Source organism: Nocardiopsis metallicus, from assembly GCF_014201115.1.
Classification (GTDB): Bacteria; Actinomycetota; Actinomycetes; order Streptosporangiales; family Streptosporangiaceae; genus Nocardiopsis; species Nocardiopsis metallicus.
Genome location: NZ_JACHDO010000001.1, coordinates 1,913,934 through 1,935,737, shown reverse-complemented (window position 1 = coordinate 1,935,737; position 21,804 = coordinate 1,913,934). Strand labels below are relative to the sequence as shown.

The window sequence follows — 21,804 nt, the reverse complement described above, 5'->3', positions numbered from 1 at the left end:
CCCCGCGGCCGCCGCGCCTGGGCAGGGGGCCTACGGGCCCTGCACGATCTGGATCAGGTTGCCGCAGGTGTCGTCCAGTACCGCGGTGGTGACCGGGCCCGCCTCCAGCGGCTCCTGGGTGAACTCGACCCCCAGCGCGCGCAGCCGCTCGTACTCGGCGCGCACGTCGTCCACGGCGAACTGGGTGGCCGGGATGCCGTCGTTGGCCAGGGCCTCCCGGTAGGGGCCCACCGCGGGGTGGCCCGCGGGCTCCAGGAGGAGTTCGGCTCCCTGCGGGTTCTCCGGGGAGACCACGGTCAGCCACCGGTTCTCGCCCTCGGGGCCGCCCAGGGGCACGTCGTGCTTCTTCTCGAAGCCCAGCACGTTCGTGTAGAAGTCCAGGGCCTTGACCTGGCTGTCCACGAAGACGCTGTTGATGTGGATTCTCATGAGCCGCTCTCTTCCGGTTCGGGTCGGAGCCACCGCTCGGTGATGTGCCGTAGCGGCTCCGGGTCCATGTCGTGGAACTTGTAGCGCCCCTCGCGCCTGCTCCTGACCAGGCCGGCCTCCTCCAGGACGGCCAGGTGCTGGGAGATCGCCTGGCGCGACATCGCGAGCTGGTGCCGGGAGACCAGCCGCGCGCAGAGTTCGAACAGCGTCTGCCCGGAGCGCTCGCTGAGCTCGTCGAGGATCCTGCGGCGGGTCGGGTCGGCCAGGGCTTTGAACAGTGGGTCGGACACGGCACCACTATAGGCAAGTGAATTCTTGCATATCAACCTCTGCACTGCGGTTTCGCCCCGCGGGGGTTGTGGAGTCCGGGGCGGCCCCGGGGGTGTCCGGTAGTTTCCGATTCGCGCTCATGGTCCAGTAATGATAATAGTTTTCATTGTCACCCCTCCGGTCAGGAAGAACCCACAGCATGAGCGTCAGTGCTCAAAGCGCCCCCGCCGCCGAACGGACCGACCTCCCACGACGGCGCAGAACACGTTCCAACGCCCTCGTCGTCATCGCCCTCACCCTCGGCCTGCTCCTGGTCGTCCTGGTCTCCGCGGGCACCGGATCGGTCCACGTCGGAACCCTCGACGCGGCCAAGCTGATCCTCGGACACCTGGTCCCGGGCATGCCCTGGATGACCGACGGGACCTACACCGCCCTCCAGGACCAAGCGGTCTGGCGGTTCCGGCTGCCACGCGTCCTGCTCGCCGCCATCACCGGGGCCTGCCTCGCCCTGGCCGGCGGGCTCATGCAGGCCGTGGTGCACAACCCGCTCGCCGAGCCCTACGTGCTGGGTGTCTCCTCCGGAGCCGGGGTCGGCGCCGTCCTGGTCGTCGTCGGTGCCGGGGGAGCGGTGGGCGGGCTCTCCCTGTCGTCGGCGGCCTTCGTGGGAGCCGCCGTGGCGACCGCGGCCGTCTACCTCCTGGCCCGCAAGAACGGGCGCATCGCGCCCCAACGGCTGATCCTGGCCGGGGTCGCCCTCGGTTCCCTGTTCAGCGCGGTGACCAGCTACCTGACCCTGACCACGGAGGCGCAGAACGTCTTCAGCGTCATGTTCTTCCTCCTGGGTTCGGTCTCCGCGGCCACCATGGGATCGCTGTTGGTGCCCGCCCTGGCTCTGCTGTTCGCGCTGGTGGTCGTGGCCTTCAACATCCGGGGTATCAACGCCGTCCTGATCGGCGACGAGGCCGCCACGGCCCTGGGTATCCAGGTCGACCGGCTGCGCACCGTCCTGCTGCTGGTCTCGGCCCTGCTCGTCGGCGCCGTCGTCTCGGTCAGCGGCAGCATCGGGTTCGTCGGGCTGATCATCCCGCACATCGCCCGGATCACCGTCGGCAGCGACCACCGGATCATGCTGCCGGTGAGCGTGCTCGGCGGGGCGTTCTTCCTGGCCGCAGCCGACCTGCTGGCCCGTACGGTCGCCGCGCCCACCGAGATCCCCATCGGGATCCTCACCGCCGTGGTCGGCGCCCCCTTCTTCCTGTGGATCATGCGCCGTGACGGCGCCTCCAAAGCCGGGATGGACCGATGAGAGTCTCCTTCGACGACGTCTCCGTGGCCCGGGGACAGCGCACCATCGTGGCCGGGGTGTCCCTGGACGTGCCCTCCGGCACCGTGCTCGGCCTGCTGGGTACCAACGGCAGCGGCAAGTCCACCCTGCTGCGCGCCGTCTACCGCGTCCTGCGCCCCAGTGCCGGGAGAATCCTCCTCGACGGCGACGACGTGTGGCGGCTGAGCCCCCGTGAGTCCGCCCGCCGGGTCGCCGTCGTCGCCCAGGAGACCAACGACGAGTTCGGCATGACCGTCTCCCAGGCCGTGCTCCTGGGGCGAACCCCGCACCACCGCGGTTTCTCACTGGACACCGCGCAGGACCGCCGGATCGCCGCCCGGGCCATGGACCGCGTCGGTGTGCGCGACCTCGCCCACCGGCAGATCGGCGAACTGTCCGGCGGAGAGCGCCAACGCGTCCTGCTGGCCCGCGCGATCACCCAGCAGGCCCGGGTCCTGGTGCTGGACGAGCCGACCAACCACCTGGACATCGCCCACCGCCTCGAACTCATGGACCTCATCCGGGAGACGGGGCTGACCACCCTCATCGCCCTGCACGACCTCGACCTGGCCCTGGGCCACTGCGACCGCGTCGCCCTGGTCGCCGACGGCCGCATCGACCGGACCGGCACCCCCGACGAGGTCCTCACCGCCCAGGTCCTGCGCGAACGCTTCCGCGTGGAGGCCGCCATCGTCCGCAACCCCGAGCGGGAACGCTCGCACATCCTCCTCAACGGCGTGGTCCGGGCCGAACCCGAGCCCGCCGCCGTCACCACGAAGGGACACCACTCATGACCGTCGACCGCACTCCGAACCGGCTCCGGACCGCCGCGATCTCCTTGGCCGGACTCACCGCGTTCGGCCTGAGCGCCTGCGGGACGGGCGTGTCGACCCCCGACGAGCCCGACACGGCCGCGGCCGAGGGCTACCCGGTCACCGTCGAGAACTGCGGCGAGGAACTGGTCCTGGAGGCCGCACCCACCCGCCTGGTCGGACTGAGCCCCTCACAGACCGAACTCCTGGTCGAACTCGGGCTCACCGACCGCCTCGTCGGCCAGGCGCAGACCGACACCCACCCGCTCCCCGAGCAGGTCCAGGCCGAGGTCGCCGACGTCCCCGAACTCAGTGACGTCGCGCCGCCCACCCGGGAGGTGCTCCTGGAGGCCGAACCCGACTTCGTCTACTCGCCCACCACCTACGAGTTCACCACGGAACAGGGCTTCGCCAGCATCGAACAGCTCGCCGAGGTCGGCGCCGACGCCTACGTGGCCACCGGCGGCTGCCCGGAGCGCAGGAGCCAGGGCACGGTCGACGACCTGTTCACCGACATCGAGAACCTCGGCACGATCTTCGCCCTCCCCGACCGGGCGGACGAGATGACCGAGGAGGGACAGTCCCGCCTCACTGCCGTCGAGGAGGCGATCGAGGGGGCCGAGGCCCCCAGCGTCGCGCAGCTGTACGTGGAGGGCGCCACCCTGATGGCCATCGGCGGGGGGATCGAGTACGACATCATCGCCCGCGCCGGAGGCGACAACGTCTTCGACCCGGACGAGGCCGCGTTCAGCGACTTCTTCGCCGCCACCATCACCCCCGAGGAGGTCACCTCGCGCGACCCCGAGGCCATCGTCTTCTCGGTCAACGACGCCGACCACGAGGAGGCCACCCGCGACTACCTGGCCCAGACCTTCCCCGACGTGGCCGCCGTGTCCGAGGACCGTCTGGTCGCGGTCCCCGCCTCAGACCTCTTCCCCGGCACCCTCGGCAACATCGGCGCGGTCGAGCACATCGCCGAGGGCCTGCACCCCGACAGGTTCTGACCACCTCCGGGTCTGTACCTGTCGGCGGGGGCCGCGCCCGCCGGGAAAGTCTCCTGGCCCGCCGTGCCCCTGAGCGGCGCGACCCGCTCGTTGCCCGCCCACTCCGGCGCGGGCGGGTCGCGGCCACCGCTCCGGCACTGGCCCCGGCGGCCGCCCTGTCGACGGGTAACGCCTCCCGGTCGGCCGTGTCGACCGGTCCTCCTACTCGTCGCCGCCGAAGCTGTTGTACTCGTTGGCGCGCTCCTGGCCGGACAGCGCGTGGATGGCGTCCATGACCTCGTCGGTGATCACCCGGCGGGCCTTGCCCGGAGCCATGCTGTCGAAGCCGATGGAGAAGTCCATCGGCTCGCCGAAGCGCACAGTGAAGGGGTGCGGGCGCGGCAGGTTCGCGCCGATGGGCTGGACCTGCTGGGTGCCGGAGACCGCGACCGGCACGATCGGTGCCTTGGACTCCAGGGCCAGGTGCGCCACACCGGTGCGGCCGCGGTAGAGGCGGCCGTCGCGTGAGCGGGTGCCCTCGGGGTAGACCACGCAGGCCTCGCCGTCGTTGAGCCGGTCCAGCATCATCTCCAGCGACACCAGGGCGTCGCGGGCGTTCCCGCGCCGGACCGGCATGGCGCCCAGGGAGCTGAACACGGTCTTGGTGAACCTGCCCTTGAGGCCGGGGCCCTCGAAGTAGTCGGACTTGGCGAGGAAACGGACCGGGCGCTGGGTGACCGACAGGGGGATCACGACGCTGTCCACGAAGGACAGGTGGTTGCTGGCGAGTAGGACCGGTCCGGTGGCGGGGACGTTCTCACGGCCCTCGATGGTCGGGCGGCACAGGGTCCTGGCGAGGACCGACGCGGTCTGCCGCAACGCACCGTAGAGCACGTGCTTCTCCCTTGTGTTGTCGGACGGAGCCGACCTCAATGTAATGGTGACTGACCGGTAATAATGGCTTGGCGCACACAGAGTGCGCTACGTCACGTACCGGGAGAAACGGGAGTTCAACGCGGGACCGCGCCACCCAGCGAGGGGCGGCCCCGCGCTCGGCCGTACAGCTCCCGACCGCTCCCGCACCAGGCCTGCGGGGTCGGCTCCCCTCAATCCGCCAAACGCCAGCTGGCGTTGGCCCCGCACACGACCAGGCACGGGTGGTCTCCGGGAACGCGCCCGGCCAGCCACGCGGCGAAGGGCACCGCGGCGGCGGGTTCGGCGGCGATCCGGAACTCCTCCCACAGCAGGGTCTGCGCGCTGATGATCTCCGCGTCGCTGACCAGCGCGGTCGTGACCGGATCGGCGCGCAGCACCTCGAAGGGCACCCGGCCCAGGATGGAGGCGCCCAGCGCGGAGGAGGCGACCGAGTCCACCGGGGTCTGCACCGGGTGACCGGCGGCCATCGCCGCGTGCATGCTCTGACAGCCCTCGGGCTCGACCGCGACCACACGGCGGCCCTCGGCGCCCAGGCGCACCCCCGCGGCCAGTCCGCCACCGCCCACCGCGACCACGATCGCATCGCACTCAGGGGCGTCGGCGTCGATCTCCAGACCGATGGTGCCCTGACCGGCAACCACGAGGGCGTCGTCGTAGGCGTGCAGGTAGCGGGCCCCGTCGGACTCCGCGCGGGCCAACGCGGCCTCGGCGGCCACCGCGTACCGCTCGCCGGCTCGGATGATCTGCGCGCCGGTGGCGGCCAACAGCTCCGCCTTGGCGGCGGGCACCGTCTCGGGCACGTACACCGTGGCGCGCACACCCAGTATGCGCGCCGCGGTGGCCACGCCCAGGCCGTGGTTGCCGCCGGAGGCGGTGATCACGCGGTCGGCGGGCTCCCCGCCGAGCAGGGCGTTGAGGGCACCGCGCAGCTTGAACGAGCCCGTGCGCTGGAGGTGTTCCAGCTTCAGGGTGAGGGGGCGTCCGTCCAGCTCGGTGCGGATCACCGGGGTCCGGCGGGCGTACGGGGCGATGCGCTCGGCTGCGGCGCGGACGTCGGCTGACGTGGGCACCGCGGGCGCGGTTGTGGTGCTCATGTCTCCACTCTGCCCCTACTGGTCATCGACGCAAAGTCGGGTCTGCCGAAGAACGTTCAGCACGACTCCGTGCCAGGCTTCGTTCTGTGCGGCCTCGCCGTGCCACGTGGTACGGCGGGGAAGGGGCGCCGCGGGCCACCCCGCGCCGCGACGCCGCCCGCGGCCCGAGGAACTGACGCCCGCACGCGATGAGTTTCCCAGGCGCCTGAGGTCGGTACAGGTGAGTTTGCCGTGTACACCGACGAACGGAGCATCCGTGTCCGCGACCGCCACCAGTTTTTCCGTCGCCCTGCCGATCGGCGACCGGGTGAGGGCGATGGCCTTCTACCGGGACGCCTTCGGGTTCGAGCCGGTCGGTGAACCCACCGAGGACGGGGTGCCCGAACCGCTCGTGTTCCGCACCGGGGAGGGCGCCCTGCTGGTGCTGATCCCCAGGGGCGGGTTCGGCTGGGTTCTCGGCGAGGGCCGTGAACTCGCCGCGCCCGGGACCAGCGAGTGCCTGCTGGGGATGTCCCTGACCACCGAAGCCGAGGTCGACGCGCTGGTCGAGAGCGTCCGGCGGGCCGGGGGAGCGGTGCCGGCCGAACCCGAGCACAAGCCCTGGGGGTACACGGCGCTGTGCGCGGACCTTGACGGCCACGTCTGGCAGCTCATCGTGCGGCCGTAACCGGACGGTGCCCACCTGTGCCTACAGCGGCGGGGCGCCGGGCGGGTTCGGAGCGTTCCAACGGTAGACCAGGGCCAGGATCCGGATGGTGAAGCACAGCAGCGCGCCGATCACCGCGATCCAGCCCGGGCCGAAGCCGGTCAGGTCCACGAGCACCACGAACCCCGCCCCGATCATCGCCGGGATGGCGTACAGGTGGGAGTTGGCGCTGAGCACCGTCGGCACCCGGTTCAGCAGCACGTCCCGGATGGTGCCGCCGCCCACCCCGGTGATGACGCCCAGGATCACTGCCTGGAGCGGCCCGAACCCGAACTCCAGCGCCTTGGTCGCACCGATCACCACGAACAGGCTCAGCCCGGCGGCATCGAACACCAGGATGGGTTTGCTCAGGTGGGTGAGCTGGCGGCTGAGGAAGAACGCCAGCGTGCACCCGGCCAGCGCGGTCACCAGGTACCGCCAGTCCTGGAAGGTCGCCGGGGTCTCGCCGAGGAGGACGTCGCGGATGATGCCGCCGCCGATGGCGGTCACCGTCCCCAGCGCCATCACCCCCACGATGTCCACCCGGGCGGTGCGGATCGCGGTCAGCGAACCGTCCAGGGCGAACGCGAAGATCCCCATGAGATCGAGGATGAGAAGAATGTCGAGCGTGGACATACCTGTGCGCCGGGAGCGGCGTTCCTTCCGGTTCGGACCGAGTGCCAACCGAGAATTAGAACACGAAACCACCCCGGTTTCGGCAGGTCCGCGCTGTGAGGCGTCCCACGGCCCGTCCGGGGCAGGGGCGAGCGGGCCCGGGCTCAGGGCCCGGGCCCTGAGCTCAGGCCTCGGCGGTTTCCTTCCCCTCGGCCGCGCCTCCTACTTCGGTGCTCCCGACGGCGGGGTTCGGCGCAACAGGGCCACGGCCAGTACGGCGGCGGCCAGGGACAGCGCGGCGGCCACCCACGCGGCGGCCACCCACGCGGCGGCGTTCAACCCGTCGGTGAAGGCCCGTCGCGCGCTGTCCACCAGTGCGGCGCCCACGCCCGCGGGCAGGTCCTGCGCCTGGATCCGTGGCGTATCCAGATGCTGCGCGGCCGTGACCTGGTCGCGGGGGTGCCCTCCCGGATCTGGCTGCGAGGGCCCCGAAGAGCGTGCCCGGCCGGGTACCCGCCCACCTGGGGCGCGTGTCGGGTCACTGGGACGCGTGTCGGGTCTTCCCGACGCCGCTCCGGCGGGACACCATCGGTAGTGGCAGACACCGGACCACGGGCGGAGCGAGGCACATGGAGCACCTGGACGCGATCGTCATCGGGATGGGTCCGGGCGGTGAGACGGTCACTGACCGGCTGCTCGCCGCCGGAAAACGGGTGGCGGTGGTCGAACGCGAACTCATCGGCGGGGAGTGCGGCTACTGGGCGTGCATTCCCACCAAGGTGCTGCTGCGCCCGCCCGAGGTGCGCGCTGAGGCGGTCGGCGCCGCAGGTGTGGACGCCCCCGCGCTCGACTGGCCCGCCCTGCGCGCCTACCGGGATCAGATGATCCGCCACCTCGACGACGCGAAGCAGGTCAAGGGTTACCAGGAGCGCGGCGCCCTGGTGCTGCGGGGCGAGGCCCGGATCGTGGGTCGCGACCCCTGGCGGGTGGCGGTCGGCGACACCGAGCACACCGCCGAACACGTGGTGGTGGCCACCGGTGCCGGGGCGCTGGTGCCTCCGATCGACGGCCTGGACGACCTGGGTCCCGACGTGCTGTGGACCAACCGCGAGGCGACCACCCTCACCGAGATCCCCGAGAGCGCAGTGGTGGTCGGGGGCAGCGCGGTCGGGGTCGAGCTGGGCCAGTTCCTGGCGCGGATGGGCAGCCGGGTCACCATCGTCCAGCGCGGCCCCCGGCTGCTGGACCGCGAGGACCCCCGGCTGTGCGAGCTGATCAGCGACCAGTTCGACCGGGACGGCATCACCGTGCACCTGGACAGCCAGGTCACCTCGGTGACCCGGGAGGGCGAAGGGGTCGCCGCGATCCTCTCCGGGGGTGAGCGGGTCCGGGCCGAGGTGCTGGTCCTGGCCACCGGACGCGAGCCCCGGGGCGACCAGCTGGGCCTAGCCGAGCTCGGAGTCGAGCTGGACGGCAAGGCGCTGCCGGTGGACGAGCACTGCCGGGTCGCCCCCGGCCTGTGGGCGGCCGGGGACGTCACCGCCCGCGCGATGTTCACGCACGTGGCCAAGTACCAGGGGCGGGTGATCAGCGCCAACATCCTCGGCAACGGCCGGGCGGCCGACTACACGGCCGTCCCGCGGGTGGTGTTCGCCTACCCGGAGATCGCGGCGGTGGGGCTGACCGCGGAGCAGGCCCGGGGCCAGGGCATGGACGTGGCCACCGCCGAGACGGACCTGACCGCGGCCCTGGCCCGGCCCTGGACCATGGAGTCCGATCCGGTCGGCGCGCTGGGGCTGGTCGCCGACCGCGAGCACGGGGTGCTGGCGGGAGCCTGGGCGTTCGGTCCGCTGGCCTCGGAGTGGATCCACACCGCCGCGCTCGCGATCCGCATGGGGCTGCCGATCGGCGCCCTGCGCGACACGGTCCCGCAGTTCCCGACCTTCAACGAGGGCTACCTGATCGCGCTGGAGGCGCTGGACGTCTGAGGGCCGCAGGCCATGGCGGGTCAGCTCGGATCGGTGTTCTGTCCGGTGCCCAGAGCGGCGGCCTCCTCAGCTGCCACGCTCCGGTTCCACTCGGCCTTGGAGGCCTGCCAACCGTCCTCGTCGCGGCCCAGGCGCCAGTAACCGGAGACCGACAGGCGCTCCTTGGGCAGGCAGAGCTCGATCCGCAGCAGGCGGCGCAGGTCGCGGACGAAGTTGGCCTCGCCGTGCACGAAGGCCTGTACGTCGCCGGACGGGAACTCCAGCGCGCGCACGGCCGGTACCAGCCGTGAACCCGGGGCGCCGCCCTCGCGGTGCAGCCAGCTCACGTGGATGTCGTCGCGCTCGGCCAGGGGCTGTTCCTCGGCGGCGTTCTCCACCTCGACGAACACGTGCGCCGGACGCCCCCGGGGGAGGCCCTCGAGGCTGGCGGCGATGGCGGGCAGGGCGCTCTCGTCCCCGGCCAGCAGGTGCCAGTCGGCCTCGGGGGCGGGGGCGTAGCCGCCGCCGGGCCCGAGGAAGCGCAGCTGGTCGCCGGGCTTGGCGCCGGCGGCCCAGACCCCGGCCAGGCCGACGTCGCCGTGGTGGACGAAGTCGATGGCCAGTTCTCGGGCCCGGGCGTCCCAGGAACGCACGGTGTAGGTGCGGGTGACCGGCCACTCCGAGCGGGGGCGCTCGGCCCGGATCACGTCGAGGTCGTAGGGTTCGGGATCGCCCGGTCCGGGTGCCGGGAACAGCAGTTTCACGTAGCTGTCGGTGGCGCCGCCAGTGGTGAACTCCGACAACCCCTCACCGCCCAGGACCACCCGGACCATGTGCGGGGTGAGCTGCTCCACGCGCTCGACCCGGCCGGTGTGCACGGTCCTCTTCGGACGCGCCTGCCGCTCCGTCACGGCATCCCCTCTCGTTCAGGTTAGGTAAGCCTAACCAGACACACAGTAGGACACCGTGACGGAACCGGGCAAACCGCGGCCGATCGTGCTGGAGCCAGCCCTGAACTGGTCCCCGATAGTTGGACCGGCTAACTAAAGGTTAGGCCGCCAGGGCCTGAGCTCGGTACTGCACCGGGCTCAGGCCCTCAAGATAGCTATGGACGCGTTCGTGGTTGAACCAGGCGATGTACTCATCCAGCCCTGCGGTGAACTCCTCGACGGTCTCGAACTCGGAGTGGGTGAAGAACTCCTCCTTCAGGTGACCGAAGAAACTCTCGATCACCGCGTTGTCCAGACAGTTGCCCTTGCGCGACATCGACTGAAGACCGTCGACCCCGGCGAGCAGCCGCCGCCAGGACACGTGCTGATACTGAAACCCCTGGTCGGAGTGGACCAGCGGGCTCTGACCAGGGGGCAGGGTCTTCAACGCCTCCCGCAAGGAGGTGTTGGTCAACTCCAGGTTCGGTGACAGAGCGGCCGTGTAGGAGATGATCTGCCGGTCGAACAGGTCCATGACCGGTGACAGGTAGACCTTGTGGCCCGCGACGGCGAACTCGCTCACGTCGGTCACCCATTTCTGGTTCGGCCCCTGCGCGGTGAAGTCACGCTCCAGCAGGTTCGGCGCCACCTGGCCCGCCTGGCCCCGGTAGGAGCCGTAGGGCTTCTTGCGGCGCACCCGGCAGACCAGGCCCAGCTGGTTCATGAGCTTGAGTACGGTCTTCTTCGCTACCCGCCACCCCTTCTTGAGGAGCTGGTCATGGATCCGGCGGTGCCCGTAGCGGCCCTTGTTCTTGTCGAAGAGCTGCCTGATCTGGGCCTTGAGCGCTGCGTGGGGATCCGGGGTTTGGAGTCGGGCCTGGTGGTAGAAGAACGTGGAGCGGGCCAGCCCAGCAACCCGCAGCAGCACGTCCAATCGGTGTTCGGCCTTGAGGGCGACCACAGCGTGAACCCTCACTCTGGTGGATGTTCCCTCAAGGCCCGCACTTTTCCCAGGTAGGCGTTCTGGGCACGCAGGAGCTCGTTCTCACGGCGTAGTCGTTCCAGCTCTGAGGCTGGCTCTTGTGGTGCGCTCTTGGGCGGGCGTCCTCGCTGCTTGGGGCGTAGCCCTTCTGAGCCCTGGGTGCGGTAGGTGCGCACCCACGATTCCAGCAGCTTGGGTGAGGACAGTTCCAGTTCCTTGGCCAGCTCGGTCTTGGGCTCGCCCGCCAGGAGGCGGCGCACCGCCTCGACCTTGAACTCGAAGGAGTAGGACTTCTTCGCTTGTTTGGTCACCAGCGCTCCCGGGCCGTGGATCCGCCACCGTCGGTACAGGCTTCGGACCGCCCATCGCGAGACCCCCAGAGAGGCCGCTACCGCGTGATCGGCTCTGCCTTGCTCGAACAACGCTATCGCTTGGTGGCGTTGGTCCTGGGTGAGTGAGCTGTTCGCTCTCATGGGACTGCTCCCTGGTCGATGGAACTGGATTTCCAGTCCAACTTCCAGGGAGCAGTTCACCCGGCGGGGCCCTGGCCGTTACCCCTGGCCCGCGCCCCGGTGCACCACCCGCCCGTCGACTATCGTCAGGGCCACCGGCAGGTCCGGAAGCTCGTCGGCTCCAGTGGTGAGCGGGTCACCGGCGAAGACGGTCAGGTCGGCGCGGGCCCCCTCGCGCACGACCCCCGCGCTCTCCTCCTCGCCCGTTCCGTAGGCGGCCCAGCGGGTGTACCCCGCCAAGGCCTGAGCCGGTGTGAGCGAAGGGGAGGAGCCGACCGCGCCGCGTTCGCGGTCTCCGGCGGGGCGGCGCAGCCGTGCCCCGGCCATCACCGGGCGCGGGTCGAAGGCCGCCACCGGCCAGTCCGAGCCCAGCGCCACCCGGCCGCCCGCCGCGACGATGTCGCCGTAGCGCCAGGCACGCGCGTGCCGCCCGGCGCCCACCCGCGCGGACCAGTTGTCGGACAGGTCCGGCAGCGTCCAGTCCATGTGGGTGGGCTGCATCGAGGCGACCACGTCCAGCTCGGCGAAGCGGGGCACGTCCTCGTCGCGGACCAGTTCGGCGTGCTCGATCCGGTGCCGCCCGAGCGCGGGCCGCCCCACCTGGCCGTAGGTGTCCAGGGCGTAGGTGACCGCCTGGTCGCCGATGGCGTGGGTGAAGGAGGGCAGGCCCAGCCCGGCGACCGCCCGCACGGCCTTGCGGTAGCCCTCGGGGTCGCGCCACAGCGGCCGCTCGCCCTCGCCCTGGCAGTCGGGGTGGTGTAGCCAGGCCGCTCCGCCGTCGATGGTGCCGTCCAGCAGGAACTTCACCGCGGCGGTGCGCCACAGGTACCCGGATCGGGACTGGAGCTCGCGCACGGTCTCCAGGGTGTCGGGAACCTGACCGGGCAGCGCCCAGGGGGCCAGGAGGACGCGGACGGGTAGTTCGCCGTGCCGGTCCAGCAGTTCCAGGACCTCCACGGTCCGCGGAACCAGGTCCAGGATGTGCAGACCGGTCAGACCCAGCGCGTTCTGCTCGGCCAGCACGCGCCGCAGCTCCCTGGCGCTGGTCTCCACGTCCATCGCGGGGATCGCCTCGCGGGCCAGGAACACCGCCGACATCTCGCACAGGTAGCCGGTGGGCCGCTGGTCCCCGTCCACGTCGATCGAGGAACGGTCGGAGAACTCCATTGGGCCGGTGATCCCCGCACGGCGCAGCCCTTCGCTGCTCATCAGCGCGTTGTGCGCGTCGATCATGGAGAGCAGGGCGGGCCGCCCGCCCACGGCCTCGTCGATGTCCTCGCGGCGCGGGGTGCGCGGGGAGAACGCGGTGTACTCCGTGCCGTAGCCGATCACCCAGGCGTCCGCGGGCAGGTCCGCGCAATGTGAGCGCAGCGCGCCGCGCAGGGCGTCGAGGTCCTCGATCCCGGTCAGGTCCACCCCTTGGGCGTTGGAGAGCGCCAGTACCGGGTGCTGGTGGGAGTCGACCAGACCGGGGGTGACGGTGAGCCCGCGACCGTCGATCACTTCGGTGCGGCGCCCGGCCAGCGGGACCACGTCGGCGTCGTCCCCCACGGCGACGATCGTGCCCCCGCGCACGGCGACGGCGCCGGCGGCGGGGCGGTCGTGGTCCATGGTGTGAATCCGGGCGCCGCGGATGAGGAGATCGGGTGCGGGGCTCACTTGTAGCCTCCCTTGTTGAGCGGTCGGACGATGGTCCTGGTCAGCAGCACGTGCACCAGCGCCGTGGCGGCGAAGGCGGGCAGTGACGCGGTCAGGTACGGGAAGAGCGCTGCGCTCTCGAAGGTGAAGGGATTGAGCAGGGCCAGGTAGGTGAGCGTGCCCGCCGCCACCGAGACGAAGGCGACCGGGTTGAACCCGCGCCAGAACCCGTAGCGGGACTCGCTGTCCTCGATGTAGAGGTCGCGCAGGTGCAGCGTGCGGCGGCGCAGCAGGTAGAAGTCGGCGAAGTACACCGCGCACAGCGGCGCGATCACCAGCGACACCAGCGCCAGGAAACGGAAGAACAGGTCGTAGACCCCGCCGGGGAAGAACACCATCACGGCGCCCGGGACGAGTAGCAGGGCGGCCAGCAAAGACCAGGGCAGCCGCCGCAGCCCTTGGTGCAGGCGCTGCACTGACAGGGCTCCGGAGTAGGTCTGGCCGACCATGCTGGTGAGGTTGGCGAAGGCGACGAAGAGCAGCGCCAGCGAGCCCAGCGCCACCCCGCCGATCGGGATCAGCCACGTGGTGGGGTCGCTGGAGTCGAAGGCCAGCGCGGCGAAGCAGCCGACCAGACCGGCCACCGTGCTCGCCGCGAACAGGCCGATGAGGTTGGGCCAGAACGCCACCCGCGGAGTGGGGGTCAGCCGGGCCAGGTTGCCGGTGATCGCCCACCAGGAGAAGCCCGCGCCCAGGCAGAGTTCGAGGGCGATCGTGTAGTCCAGCAGTGGCAGCCCGACGGGGTCCAGCGGGGCCAGGGCGGTGAGCTCGGCCGGGCCGTGCTCGCGCAGGATCACGACCAGCATCAGCAGGGTGAGCACGGCCAGGACCGGGGCGACCAGGTTGTTGACCCGGCTCACGGCGCTGGAACCGCGCAGCAGCAGGATCCAGGCCAGGGCGAGGGCGAACAGGCACAGTCCGATGACCACGGGGGAGTCCTGGCGCAGCTCGGTGCCCAGGAGCGCGTTGGAGATGTTGGTCAGCGCGCGGCCGATCATGATCGCCAGGATGGCGTTCCAGGTGGCCAACAGGCAGGGCAGCAGGAGGGCGAGCAGGAGGCGGACGCCGTTGCGGCCCAAGACGCTGCGCAGCGCCACGAACTGTTCCACCCCGTACTTGGCGGAGGGAACGCAGGTGGTCAGCGCGACCAGGACCACTCCGACGAGGTTGCCGACGACCATCGTGGCGACCGCCGCCTGGGCACCGACGAACAGGGCGATGCTGCCGCCGGTGAGGAAGGCCCAGGTGGCGATCGCCATGCTGACGTTGACCGAGGTGAAGCTCCAAAAACCCCAGGTGCGCTCGCCGCGCAGCAGCGGGAATCCGCCGGTGTCGCCGCCGCGGACGCCTGCGACGGGGGAGGTGGACGACGGAGCGGACACGGGCGCGGCGGTGGGGGCGGTCTCGCTCATGCCAGCCCCCACCACAGCAGTAGGGTGCTCACCGCGGTCACGGCCACCACGACCAGTGCGAGGTCGCAGGCGGGCAGGTCGGCGTGGGCCGGGTCGTGGTATCCGGGGGACTCGATGATGCGGATACGGCGCTCCAGCTCCGCCAGATCGTCTGGATGCATGACCGGATCTCCTTATGACTAACGTTGTTAGTTGGTACCGTAGACGCTGATGGGGGCAATTGTGAAGTGCCTCACGGTAAAAATGACGGTCAAACGTGCGGATGGGCTGGCGCCAACATGAACAGCGGACCACGACCGGTCCTGACCCGCACGGTGATCGCCGCGACGGCGCTCGCCGTGCTCGACGAGCGGGGCGAGGAAGCCCTGACCCTGCGCGAGGTCGCCCGGGGCCTGGACGTGAAGGCCTCATCCCTCTACAACCACGTGCGCTCCAAGTCCGAGATCCTCGACCTGGTCACCGAACTCATCAGTTCCGAGGTGGACCTGACACTCCTGCACGACCAGAACTGGCGGGAGGCGCTGCGCGGCTTCGCCGGCGTCTACCGCAAGGCCTTCCTCGCACACCCCAACGCGGCGGCGGTGATCGCCCGCCGCGCCGTCAACACCCCTTCATCCCTGCGGTACTACTCCACCGCCGTGGAGACCCTGACCAAGGCCGGATGGTCCCGCGCCCAGGCCCTGGAGATCGTGCTCGCCGTCGACTACATCGTCATGGGATCGATCATCGTCCCCTTCAGTACCGGGTTCGTCGCGGCCCCGCACGAGTACGGCCCCGAGTACGCCCCGCTGGCCGACGCCATCGCGGCCGTGGACCCCGCGACCATAGACGACCGGGTGTTCGCCTCCACCCTCGACCGGTACCTGGCCGGGCTGGGCGAACCCGACGGGCAATGAGCACCCGCCGGGTCGGCCCTGGAACCTACTGAACCCTGAACCGGGCGGCTCCTGGCCCGGTCGGCGCGCGTCCGGGCCGCCCCCCGAAACAGTCAGGCCCCGACCCGGTCGGCCCCGGGCCGGGTGAACACTCCGTGCAGGTCCACGTCCCGCTCGTCCGCTCCCGCGCGCAGCGCCGCCAGCCAGGCGGCGCCCCCGGCGGTGCATCCGGCCAGCATCACCGGCGCCCCCGTCCCCATGGTGAGCTTGTGGGTGAGCGCCTCCCTGACCGGTGCGGAATGTGTGAGCACCCCGCCGGAAAGGACCACCGGCAGGGGCTCACCCGGAACGCGCACCTGGTGTACCGACTGCGCCAGGTGGCCCGCGGCCGCGTTCACGATCACCACCGCGGCCTGGTCGTCGAGCGCGTACGCGTCGGTGACCAGCGGGGCGAGTCCGGCGAGGTTGATCGGGGGAGCCGAGGTGAGCGTCCGGGCGAAGTCGCGGGCGTGCTCCTCCGGCCACTGGTCCGGGCCGCTGGGCCGCTGACCGGGGATGACCTGCTTGGCCACCGTGCGGGCCAGCGGACTCAGGTCACCGCCGCGGCCGAGCTGGCGGGCGGTCTCCTTGGCCGCCTGGTGCCCGATCCAGAACGCCGAACCCTCGTCACCGATCAGCCAGCCCATGCCGTCCGCGGAGCGGCTGCGGTGCCGGTTCTCGATCCGGGTGGCGATCGCCCCGGTCCCGGCGATCAGGACGGTGCCGTCGCGCTCGGCGGTACCCGCGGCGAAGGCGATGGCGTCGTCACCGGTGAACTCCTGCCCGGTGGCGGTCAGCCCGGCCTTGCCCAGCGCACGCTCCAGTCTGGACCGGACGGCCTCGTCGCGCAGACCGGAGTACCCGGCCAGCCCGACCACGGTCGCCGCCACGGCATCCCGCGCACTGGGATCGGCCCGGTCCAACGCGGTGCCGATCGCCTCGGTGAGCTGCTCGGCCGCGTGTTCGGGGCCGTGGGTGTTGGGGTTGGCGCCACCCGCCCAGGCCTCGCCCAGGCGCTCACCGCCCAGGGTGGTCACCAGGGCGCGAGTGGTGGTGCCGCCGGCGTCCACCCCCACGACCAGGGCGGACGCGGCGGCAGAGGGAGGGGGCGGGGGAGAGGCAGTGGTCTGTCGTTTCGTCACATCTGGAGCCTGCCCTACCCCGGGTCGCCTTATGCGCCAGGGAACCCGCTTCTGGAACCCGGTTCCGTCAGGTTTCGGTACTGCTGTCCTCGCCCCGGCGCAGCGCCTCGGGGTTCTCCTCGCGGATCGAGGACAGGAAACCCAGGTCGGTCTCGCGGATCTTCTGCGCCTCGGCCAGCACCCGGTCCAGGCTGGCGGCGGGGAGGACCACCGCCCCCGAACGGTCCGCGTAGACGAAGTCGCCCGGGGCCACCGTCACCCCGCCCACCTGGACCGGGACGTTTGCGGCGTAAGGGGCCACGGTGTCCCCGCCCCACCGCGTGGCCTCACCCGAACACCACACGGACAGCCCGCTCGCGCCGAGTTCGTCGAGGTCGCGCAGGCGCCCGTCGGTGAGCAGCCCCGCCAGCCCGTGGTTGGCCAGCCGGGACAGCTTGGTGGCGCCCCCGTGGGAGGCGTCCGGGTAGCCGCCGCTGGAGAGCACCAGCACCTTGCCACTCGGCTCCTCGCCCACGGCACGGTAGAACCACCCGGCGAAACCCAGCCGGTTGCCCTCGGCGAAATCGTCCCGGAAGGGCAGGTAGGCGATGGTCGCGGCCGGACCGAACAGCGGCCGCTCCGGGGCGGGGCTGGTCAACGGCAGGAGGTCGGCGCGGTGCCCGTGCAGGCGGCCCATCGCGTCCACCAGGTCGGCGCAGCCCACCCCCTCGGGGACCACGGGAAGCGGTCGTCCACCGCGGTCGGGCGGTGTGTGGTCCTGCGGTGCGTGGGGCATTGCGGTTACCTCGTCCGGCGGTCGGCGGCACGGCGGTGGGATCCCGGCGCGCGAGCAGTCATCCTCGGATGCCGCAGCGGCCCGGTCAACCGTCTTGACGCCTTCCGCGCCCCGAATTTGCCCGAGCGAGGCTGTGCCCCGGCGAGTCTGTCCCGCGAAAAACAGGTGGCCCGGCTGACTTCACGGCTGCAAGAGTGAAGCCATGGAAACACAGCGTATCCCCCGCTCCGAGCAGCCCCGTGACACCCCCTGGACCATCCGGGGCGTCACTCCCGAGGAGTTCCCCGACGTGGTCGGGGTGTACGCCGAGCCCATGATCCTCTCCGCCGAAGACGAACTCACCACCGAACGCGAACACCCGCTCGCCGAACACGACCGGATCCTGGTCGCCCTCGACGGCGAACGCATGGTCGGAACCACCGCCGCCTACACCCTGGAGATGACCCTGCCCGGCGGGCCCCGCACGGTCGCCGGGATCACCGGGGTCGGGGTGTGGCCCACCCACCGCCGCCGCGGGATCCTCACCGCGCTCATGACCCGCCAGCTCGCCGACATCCACGCCCGCGGCGAGGCGGTCGCCGCCATGTGGGCCTCCGAGGGCGCCATCTACGGCCGCTACGGCTTCGGTCTGGCCGCCTTCGAGCTCTCCGCCCGGATCCGCGCCCCCTACGCCGTGCTGAGCCCCGCCGCCCAAGGCGACCCCGAACTCACCGTGGAACTGCTGCCCTCCGCGCAGGCCCGCCCGACCCTGGCCCGGCTGCACCGCGAGGCCGCAGCCACCCGCGTCGGCCAGTTCCAGCGCGGCGACTCCTGGTGGGGACGCATCCTCAGCAGCGATGCTCCCTGGGCGGCGGTGGTCAGCGGCCCCGACGGACCCCTGGGCTACGCCCTCTACGCCACCACCAACGGCTGGTCCGAGGACGGCACCGACTCCCTGGTCACCGTCAAGGAGGTCGTCTCCGCCACCCCCGCCGCACGGGTCGCCCTCTACCAGCACGTCTTCTCCCGGGACCTGGTCACCCGCATCGCCTTCTCGGCGCTGCCCGCCGACGACCCCCTCACCCTCCTGGTCGCCGACCGCAACCGCCTGGTGGAGGCCAGCAGCGGCTCCCTGCGGGTACGGCTGGTCGACCTGCCCCGTGCCCTCACCGACCGCCCCTACGCAGCCCCGGTCGAGGTGACCATGGCCGTCACCGATCACTACGCCCCCTGGAACAACGGCACCTGGCACCTGAGCGCGGACCGCGACGGCGCCACCTGTGAACGGGTCCCCCGGCCCGCCGACCTGTCCCTGGACGTGGTCCACCTGGGCTCGGTCCACCTGGGCCAGCGCTCGCTGTCGGCCCTGGTCGAGGCCGGACTCGTGCAGGAACGCACCCCCGGTGCGGCCGCCCGCCTGGACACCGCACTGCACGTACCCCGCGCCGCCTTCTGCGGGCAGCTCTTCTGAGCGCCCGCCCGTCCACCCCGACCGCTGACAAAACCATTGGCCACCGCTCCGGGGCCGCTGATATGCCTTTTCCCATGAGCGAGAACCAGAGGGTGGACCCCAGCAGCGCGCCGAAGCGGGACTGGACCGTGCGGCACAGCGACGCGGACGAGTTCGCCAGGGCGGGCCGGGTATTCGGGCAGGCCCTCCTGATCCCCGACGACATCGACACCATGCTGGAGCGGATGCGCCCGCTGCACGACGCCCTGGGCTACGAACGGCTCCTGGTCGCCGTGGACGAAGCCGAGGGCGGAGAGGAGGTCATCGGTACCACCAACCACTTCCCCTTCGAGCTGACGATGCCGGGCGGCCGCGTCCCCGTGGCCGGGGTGACCGGAGTGGGCGTGTGGCCCACCCACCGCAGACAGGGCGTGCTCAGCGCCCTGATGCGCCGCCAGCTCGCCGACATTCACGCCGAAGGGGTGCGCTACGCCGCCCTGTGGGCCTCGGAGGGCTCCATCTACGAACGCTTCGGCTACGGCAACGCCTGCACGGAGCTGTCGACCGACATCTCCAGGCCGCACAGCGCCCTGCGCGCCGACGCTCCCCGCGATCGGGACCTGCGGGTCGTCCTGCGCGAACCGGAGCGGGTGCGCACCGACCTCGAACGCGTGCACGAGGCCGTCTCGGCGGCCCAGGTCGGCCAGTTCCGCCGCACCGGGCCCTGGTGGGATCGTGCCCTGGACGACCGCCCCCACCGCCGTGGGGACAAGGGGCCGCTGGTCGCGGCCGTCGTCGGCAACGCCGAAGGCCCCCTCGGCTACGCCCTGTACCGGACCAAGGCCAAGTGGGACGAGGGCGGCGCCCAGGGCGAGGTACACGTCCAGGAGATCACCGCCACCGCCCCGGCCGCCTGGACCGCCCTGTTCGAGCACCTGTTCAGCCGCGACCTGGTCGCCAAGGTCGTCTTCGACTTCCTGCCCGCGGACTGCCCGCTGCACCACCTGCTCCCGGACCGCGGCCGGGCCGTGGCCACCCACCACCCCTCCCTGTGGGTGCGTCTGGTGGACCTGGCCGGTGCCCTGTCGGAGCGGCCCTACGCCGCGCCCTTCGAGGGGGTCCTGGCCGTCACCGACCGTTACGCCCCCTGGAACGCCGGGCGCTGGCGGATCAAGGCCGACACCGAGGGCGCGCGGGTGGAGCTCACCGAGGCCGAACCCGACCTGTCCCTGGACGTGCACCACCTGGGCGCCGCCCACCTCGGCCAGACTCCGCTCACCGGTTTCCTGCGCGCGGGCCTGATCACCGAGCACACCCCGGGCACGGTCGCACGTCTGGACGCGGCCCTGCACCGGTTCGACGCGCCCTTCTGCGGGGTCATCTTCTAGCCGCCGCCTCCTGCTTCCCTGCCCCCGCTTCCGGGACCCGCGCCGGGAAAACCACTGGCCGCCCGCCCCGGCCGACTGGTACAAAAACCCAGTGCCAGTCGGCCGGGGCGGACCCCGGCCACGAGGTAGGGCGCGCAGCCAAACCCAGGGGGAGAACGACGGTATGGGCCAGGCCGAACAGCCGCAGCGGGCGCAGGGGGTTCCGGAGGGGTTCGCCGAACGCGGTTGGACGCTCCGCCCCGGCAGCAAGGACGACTTCCCCGCCGTCGTCGAGGTCGTCGGTGAGGCCCTCCTCGGGGCGCAGGACAGCGAGTTCTGGATCGAGCGCCTCGGCCCGCTCCTCTCCGAGGACGGCTACGCCCGCCAACTGGTGGTCACCGAAACGCACTGGCCGGACCAGGCCACCGGGTCCAGGGACGGCAGGGTCGTCGAGGGAGGGCGTGTCATCGGTTCGGTGAACGCCTTCTCCTTCCGGATGACGGTTCCGGGCGGCACGCGGGCGGTCGCCGGGATCACCGGGGTCGGGGTGTGGCCCACTCGCCGTCGCCAGGGAATCCTCAGTGCCCTGATGCGCCGCCAGCTCGCCGACATCCGTGACCGGGGCGAGAAACTGGCGGTCCTCTGGGCCTCTGAGGGCGCGATCTACGGGCGTTTCGGCTACGCCCCGGCGACCAGCCAGTACGAGGTGACCCTCGAAGCCGCCCACGCCCGGCTGCGCCCCGACGCACCCCGCGATCCCGCGCTCACCACCGAGTTGCTCCGTCTGCCTCCGGCCCGGGCGGACCTGGAACGAGTGCACGCGGCGGTGACGGCACATCAGATCGGCCGTATCCACCGTTCCCGGGCCTTCTGGGACAGCAACCTGCGCGACACCCCGGAGTCACGGCAGAACCGGAGCCACCTCAAGGCGGCCGTGGTCTCCGGTACGGACGGGCCCCAGGGTTATGCCCTCTACCGAACCGGGAACAGGGAGGCGCACGTCCAGGAGATCGTCGCCGCAGTCCCGTCCGCTCGGACCGCACTGTACGAGCACCTGTTCAGCCGCGACCTCATCACCAAACTGGTCTTCGCGTCCACCGCCCCGGACGATCCGCTGCAGTACCTGATCACCGATCCCCACCGACTCGCGAGCAGGTTCGACGAACCCCTCTGGCTGCGTCTGGTGGACGTGCCCGGGGCGCTAGCCGAGCGTTCCTACGCGGCCCCGGCTGACGTGGTGATCGAGGTCGCCGACCGGTACGCGCCGTGGAACGCGGGCCGGTGGCGGCTGCGCGCGGACCGCTCCGGCGCGGTGTGCGAGGCCGCCTCGGACACCCCCGACCTGTCCCTGGACGTGTCTCACCTGGGCGCGGCCTACCTGGGCCAGCACACCCTCAGCGGGTACCTGCGCTCCGGTCTGCTCACCGAGCACGTCCCGGGCGCGGTAGCGGCCCTGGACACCGCCCTCTTCCGCTCCGACGCACCCTTCTGCGACCAGGCTTTCTAAGGCAGGGTTGCTGACAGGCAGG

The 21,804-nt window shown here is 71.5% G+C and carries 23 protein-coding genes; 9 read left to right on the top strand and 14 right to left on the bottom strand.

Annotation, left to right across the window (positions count from 1 at the left end):
• Nucleotides 1-30: 30 nt before the first annotated feature.
• Both HNR07_RS08315 and HNR07_RS08310 read right to left on the bottom strand, forming a co-directional pair.
• On the bottom strand, nt 31-429 hold the full coding sequence (locus tag HNR07_RS08315) for a VOC family protein (RefSeq protein ID WP_184364077.1): 399 nt from the start codon (nt 427-429) through the stop codon (nt 31-33).
• Nucleotides 426-719 carry an ArsR/SmtB family transcription factor gene (locus HNR07_RS08310; protein WP_184364075.1) on the bottom strand — a complete coding sequence of 98 codons (294 nt, stop codon included), beginning with the start codon at nt 717-719 and terminating at the stop codon, nt 426-428. The genes HNR07_RS08315 and HNR07_RS08310 overlap by 4 nt, the downstream gene beginning before the upstream one ends.
• Before the next feature lie 179 nt (nt 720-898).
• Here HNR07_RS08310 and HNR07_RS08305 point away from each other — a divergent pair, with 179 nt between their 5' ends.
• Genes HNR07_RS08305 through HNR07_RS08295 form a run of 3 tightly spaced genes read left to right on the top strand, consistent with a single transcriptional unit; the run spans nt 899 to nt 3,839 of the window.
• Nucleotides 899-2,005, top strand: a complete 1,107-nt coding sequence (locus HNR07_RS08305) for a FecCD family ABC transporter permease (RefSeq protein ID WP_184364073.1) — start codon at nt 899-901, stop codon at nt 2,003-2,005.
• Nucleotides 2,002-2,817: an ABC transporter ATP-binding protein gene (locus HNR07_RS08300; protein WP_184364070.1), complete on the top strand. Its 816-nt coding sequence runs from the start codon at nt 2,002-2,004 to the stop codon at nt 2,815-2,817. Before HNR07_RS08305 ends, HNR07_RS08300 begins: the two co-directional genes overlap by 4 nt.
• A complete protein-coding gene (locus HNR07_RS08295; protein ID WP_184364068.1) occupies nt 2,814-3,839 on the top strand; it encodes an ABC transporter substrate-binding protein in 1,026 nt (341 codons plus the stop codon). Before HNR07_RS08300 ends, HNR07_RS08295 begins: the two co-directional genes overlap by 4 nt.
• A gap of 201 nt (nt 3,840-4,040) precedes the next feature.
• On the opposite strand, the gene HNR07_RS08290 is transcribed toward HNR07_RS08295, so the two are convergent.
• The gene (locus HNR07_RS08290) at nt 4,041-4,712 is read right to left on the bottom strand and encodes a lysophospholipid acyltransferase family protein (RefSeq protein WP_184364066.1); all 672 of its coding nucleotides are present in this window, start codon (nt 4,710-4,712) and stop codon (nt 4,041-4,043) included.
• A gap of 212 nt (nt 4,713-4,924) precedes the next feature.
• The gene (locus tag HNR07_RS08285) at nt 4,925-5,848 is read right to left on the bottom strand and encodes a threonine/serine dehydratase (RefSeq protein ID WP_184364064.1); all 924 of its coding nucleotides are present in this window, start codon (nt 5,846-5,848) and stop codon (nt 4,925-4,927) included.
• A 256-nt stretch (nt 5,849-6,104) separates the two neighbouring features.
• Between HNR07_RS08285 and HNR07_RS08280 the strand changes: the two genes are divergently transcribed.
• A complete protein-coding gene (locus tag HNR07_RS08280; protein WP_184364062.1) occupies nt 6,105-6,515 on the top strand; it encodes a VOC family protein in 411 nt (136 codons plus the stop codon).
• 21 nt (nt 6,516-6,536) lie between these two features.
• Here the strand turns inward: HNR07_RS08280 and HNR07_RS08275 are convergent, their stop codons facing one another.
• The gene (locus tag HNR07_RS08275) at nt 6,537-7,169 is read right to left on the bottom strand and encodes a trimeric intracellular cation channel family protein (RefSeq protein ID WP_184364060.1); all 633 of its coding nucleotides are present in this window, start codon (nt 7,167-7,169) and stop codon (nt 6,537-6,539) included.
• A gap of 201 nt (nt 7,170-7,370) precedes the next feature.
• Nucleotides 7,371-7,535 carry a hypothetical protein gene (locus HNR07_RS08270; protein WP_184364058.1) on the bottom strand — a complete coding sequence of 55 codons (165 nt, stop codon included), beginning with the start codon at nt 7,533-7,535 and terminating at the stop codon, nt 7,371-7,373.
• A 242-nt stretch (nt 7,536-7,777) separates the two neighbouring features.
• On the opposite strand from HNR07_RS08270, the gene HNR07_RS08265 reads away from it, so the two are divergent.
• Entirely contained in the window at nt 7,778-9,136 is a 1,359-nt protein-coding gene (locus HNR07_RS08265) for a dihydrolipoyl dehydrogenase family protein (RefSeq protein WP_184364056.1), read from the top strand.
• A 20-nt stretch (nt 9,137-9,156) separates the two neighbouring features.
• Here HNR07_RS08265 and HNR07_RS08260 read toward each other — a convergent pair whose 3' ends face one another.
• From HNR07_RS08260 to HNR07_RS08240, 6 genes are all read right to left on the bottom strand, one after another.
• Nucleotides 9,157-10,026, bottom strand: a complete 870-nt coding sequence (locus tag HNR07_RS08260) for a siderophore-interacting protein (RefSeq protein WP_184364054.1) — start codon at nt 10,024-10,026, stop codon at nt 9,157-9,159.
• A 139-nt stretch (nt 10,027-10,165) separates the two neighbouring features.
• A complete protein-coding gene (locus HNR07_RS34300) occupies nt 10,166-11,020 on the bottom strand; it encodes an IS3 family transposase (protein WP_312893595.1) in 855 nt (284 codons plus the stop codon).
• A complete protein-coding gene (locus tag HNR07_RS34295; protein ID WP_221318717.1) occupies nt 11,017-11,337 on the bottom strand; it encodes a helix-turn-helix domain-containing protein in 321 nt (106 codons plus the stop codon). Before HNR07_RS34295 ends, HNR07_RS34300 begins: the two co-directional genes overlap by 4 nt.
• A 240-nt stretch (nt 11,338-11,577) precedes the next feature.
• On the bottom strand, nt 11,578-13,197 hold the full coding sequence (locus HNR07_RS08250) for an amidohydrolase (protein WP_312893674.1): 1,620 nt from the start codon (nt 13,195-13,197) through the stop codon (nt 11,578-11,580).
• Entirely contained in the window at nt 13,194-14,648 is a 1,455-nt protein-coding gene (locus HNR07_RS08245; RefSeq protein WP_184364051.1) for a cytosine permease, read from the bottom strand. The genes HNR07_RS08250 and HNR07_RS08245 overlap by 4 nt, the downstream gene beginning before the upstream one ends.
• Nucleotides 14,645-14,809, bottom strand: coding sequence for a hypothetical protein (locus HNR07_RS08240; protein ID WP_184364048.1), 165 nt, complete (start codon nt 14,807-14,809; stop codon nt 14,645-14,647). Before HNR07_RS08240 ends, HNR07_RS08245 begins: the two co-directional genes overlap by 4 nt.
• A 117-nt stretch (nt 14,810-14,926) precedes the next feature.
• On the opposite strand from HNR07_RS08240, the gene HNR07_RS08235 reads away from it, so the two are divergent.
• Nucleotides 14,927-15,544 carry a TetR/AcrR family transcriptional regulator gene (locus HNR07_RS08235; protein ID WP_184364045.1) on the top strand — a complete coding sequence of 206 codons (618 nt, stop codon included), beginning with the start codon at nt 14,927-14,929 and terminating at the stop codon, nt 15,542-15,544.
• 92 nt (nt 15,545-15,636) lie between these two features.
• Here the strand turns inward: HNR07_RS08235 and HNR07_RS08230 are convergent, their stop codons facing one another.
• Complete coding sequence (locus tag HNR07_RS08230) at nt 15,637-16,632, bottom strand: N-acetylglucosamine kinase (RefSeq protein ID WP_184371707.1); 996 nt, start codon at nt 16,630-16,632, stop codon at nt 15,637-15,639.
• Between the two features lie 139 nt (nt 16,633-16,771).
• Entirely contained in the window at nt 16,772-17,479 is a 708-nt protein-coding gene (locus tag HNR07_RS08225; protein ID WP_184364042.1) for an RraA family protein, read from the bottom strand.
• A gap of 202 nt (nt 17,480-17,681) precedes the next feature.
• Between HNR07_RS08225 and HNR07_RS08220 the strand changes: the two genes are divergently transcribed.
• The 3 genes from HNR07_RS08220 to HNR07_RS08210 all read left to right on the top strand — a co-directional run bounded on the left by HNR07_RS08220 (nt 17,682) and on the right by HNR07_RS08210 (nt 21,782).
• Nucleotides 17,682-18,929 (top strand): GNAT family N-acetyltransferase, encoded by a 1,248-nt coding sequence (locus tag HNR07_RS08220; RefSeq protein WP_184364039.1) that lies wholly within the window; start codon nt 17,682-17,684, stop codon nt 18,927-18,929.
• A gap of 74 nt (nt 18,930-19,003) precedes the next feature.
• Nucleotides 19,004-20,296, top strand: a complete 1,293-nt coding sequence (locus HNR07_RS08215) for a GNAT family N-acetyltransferase (protein WP_184364036.1) — start codon at nt 19,004-19,006, stop codon at nt 20,294-20,296.
• Nucleotides 20,297-20,459: 163 nt separating this feature from the next.
• On the top strand, nt 20,460-21,782 hold the full coding sequence (locus HNR07_RS08210) for a GNAT family N-acetyltransferase (protein WP_184364033.1): 1,323 nt from the start codon (nt 20,460-20,462) through the stop codon (nt 21,780-21,782).
• Nucleotides 21,783-21,804: the final 22 nt, after the last annotated feature.

What these genes read in the sequence shown, in the direction of transcription:
- HNR07_RS08315 (WP_184364077.1), bottom strand. Translation starts at nt 429, where the DNA reads ATGAGAATCCACATCAACAGCGTCTTCGTGGACAGCCAGGTCAAGGCC.
- HNR07_RS08305 (WP_184364073.1), top strand. Translation starts at nt 899, where the DNA reads ATGAGCGTCAGTGCTCAAAGCGCCCCCGCCGCCGAACGGACCGACCTC.
- HNR07_RS08300 (WP_184364070.1), top strand. Translation starts at nt 2,002, where the DNA reads ATGAGAGTCTCCTTCGACGACGTCTCCGTGGCCCGGGGACAGCGCACC.
- HNR07_RS08295 (WP_184364068.1), top strand. Translation starts at nt 2,814, where the DNA reads ATGACCGTCGACCGCACTCCGAACCGGCTCCGGACCGCCGCGATCTCC.
- HNR07_RS08285 (WP_184364064.1), bottom strand. Translation starts at nt 5,848, where the DNA reads ATGAGCACCACAACCGCGCCCGCGGTGCCCACGTCAGCCGACGTCCGC.
- HNR07_RS08275 (WP_184364060.1), bottom strand. Translation starts at nt 7,169, where the DNA reads ATGTCCACGCTCGACATTCTTCTCATCCTCGATCTCATGGGGATCTTC.
- HNR07_RS08265 (WP_184364056.1), top strand. Translation starts at nt 7,778, where the DNA reads ATGGAGCACCTGGACGCGATCGTCATCGGGATGGGTCCGGGCGGTGAG.
- HNR07_RS08245 (WP_184364051.1), bottom strand. Translation starts at nt 14,648, where the DNA reads ATGAGCGAGACCGCCCCCACCGCCGCGCCCGTGTCCGCTCCGTCGTCC.
- HNR07_RS08240 (WP_184364048.1), bottom strand. Translation starts at nt 14,809, where the DNA reads ATGCATCCAGACGATCTGGCGGAGCTGGAGCGCCGTATCCGCATCATC.
- HNR07_RS08235 (WP_184364045.1), top strand. Translation starts at nt 14,927, where the DNA reads ATGAACAGCGGACCACGACCGGTCCTGACCCGCACGGTGATCGCCGCG.
- HNR07_RS08225 (WP_184364042.1), bottom strand. Translation starts at nt 17,479, where the DNA reads ATGCCCCACGCACCGCAGGACCACACACCGCCCGACCGCGGTGGACGA.
- HNR07_RS08220 (WP_184364039.1), top strand. Translation starts at nt 17,682, where the DNA reads ATGGAAACACAGCGTATCCCCCGCTCCGAGCAGCCCCGTGACACCCCC.
- HNR07_RS08215 (WP_184364036.1), top strand. Translation starts at nt 19,004, where the DNA reads ATGAGCGAGAACCAGAGGGTGGACCCCAGCAGCGCGCCGAAGCGGGAC.
- HNR07_RS08210 (WP_184364033.1), top strand. Translation starts at nt 20,460, where the DNA reads ATGGGCCAGGCCGAACAGCCGCAGCGGGCGCAGGGGGTTCCGGAGGGG.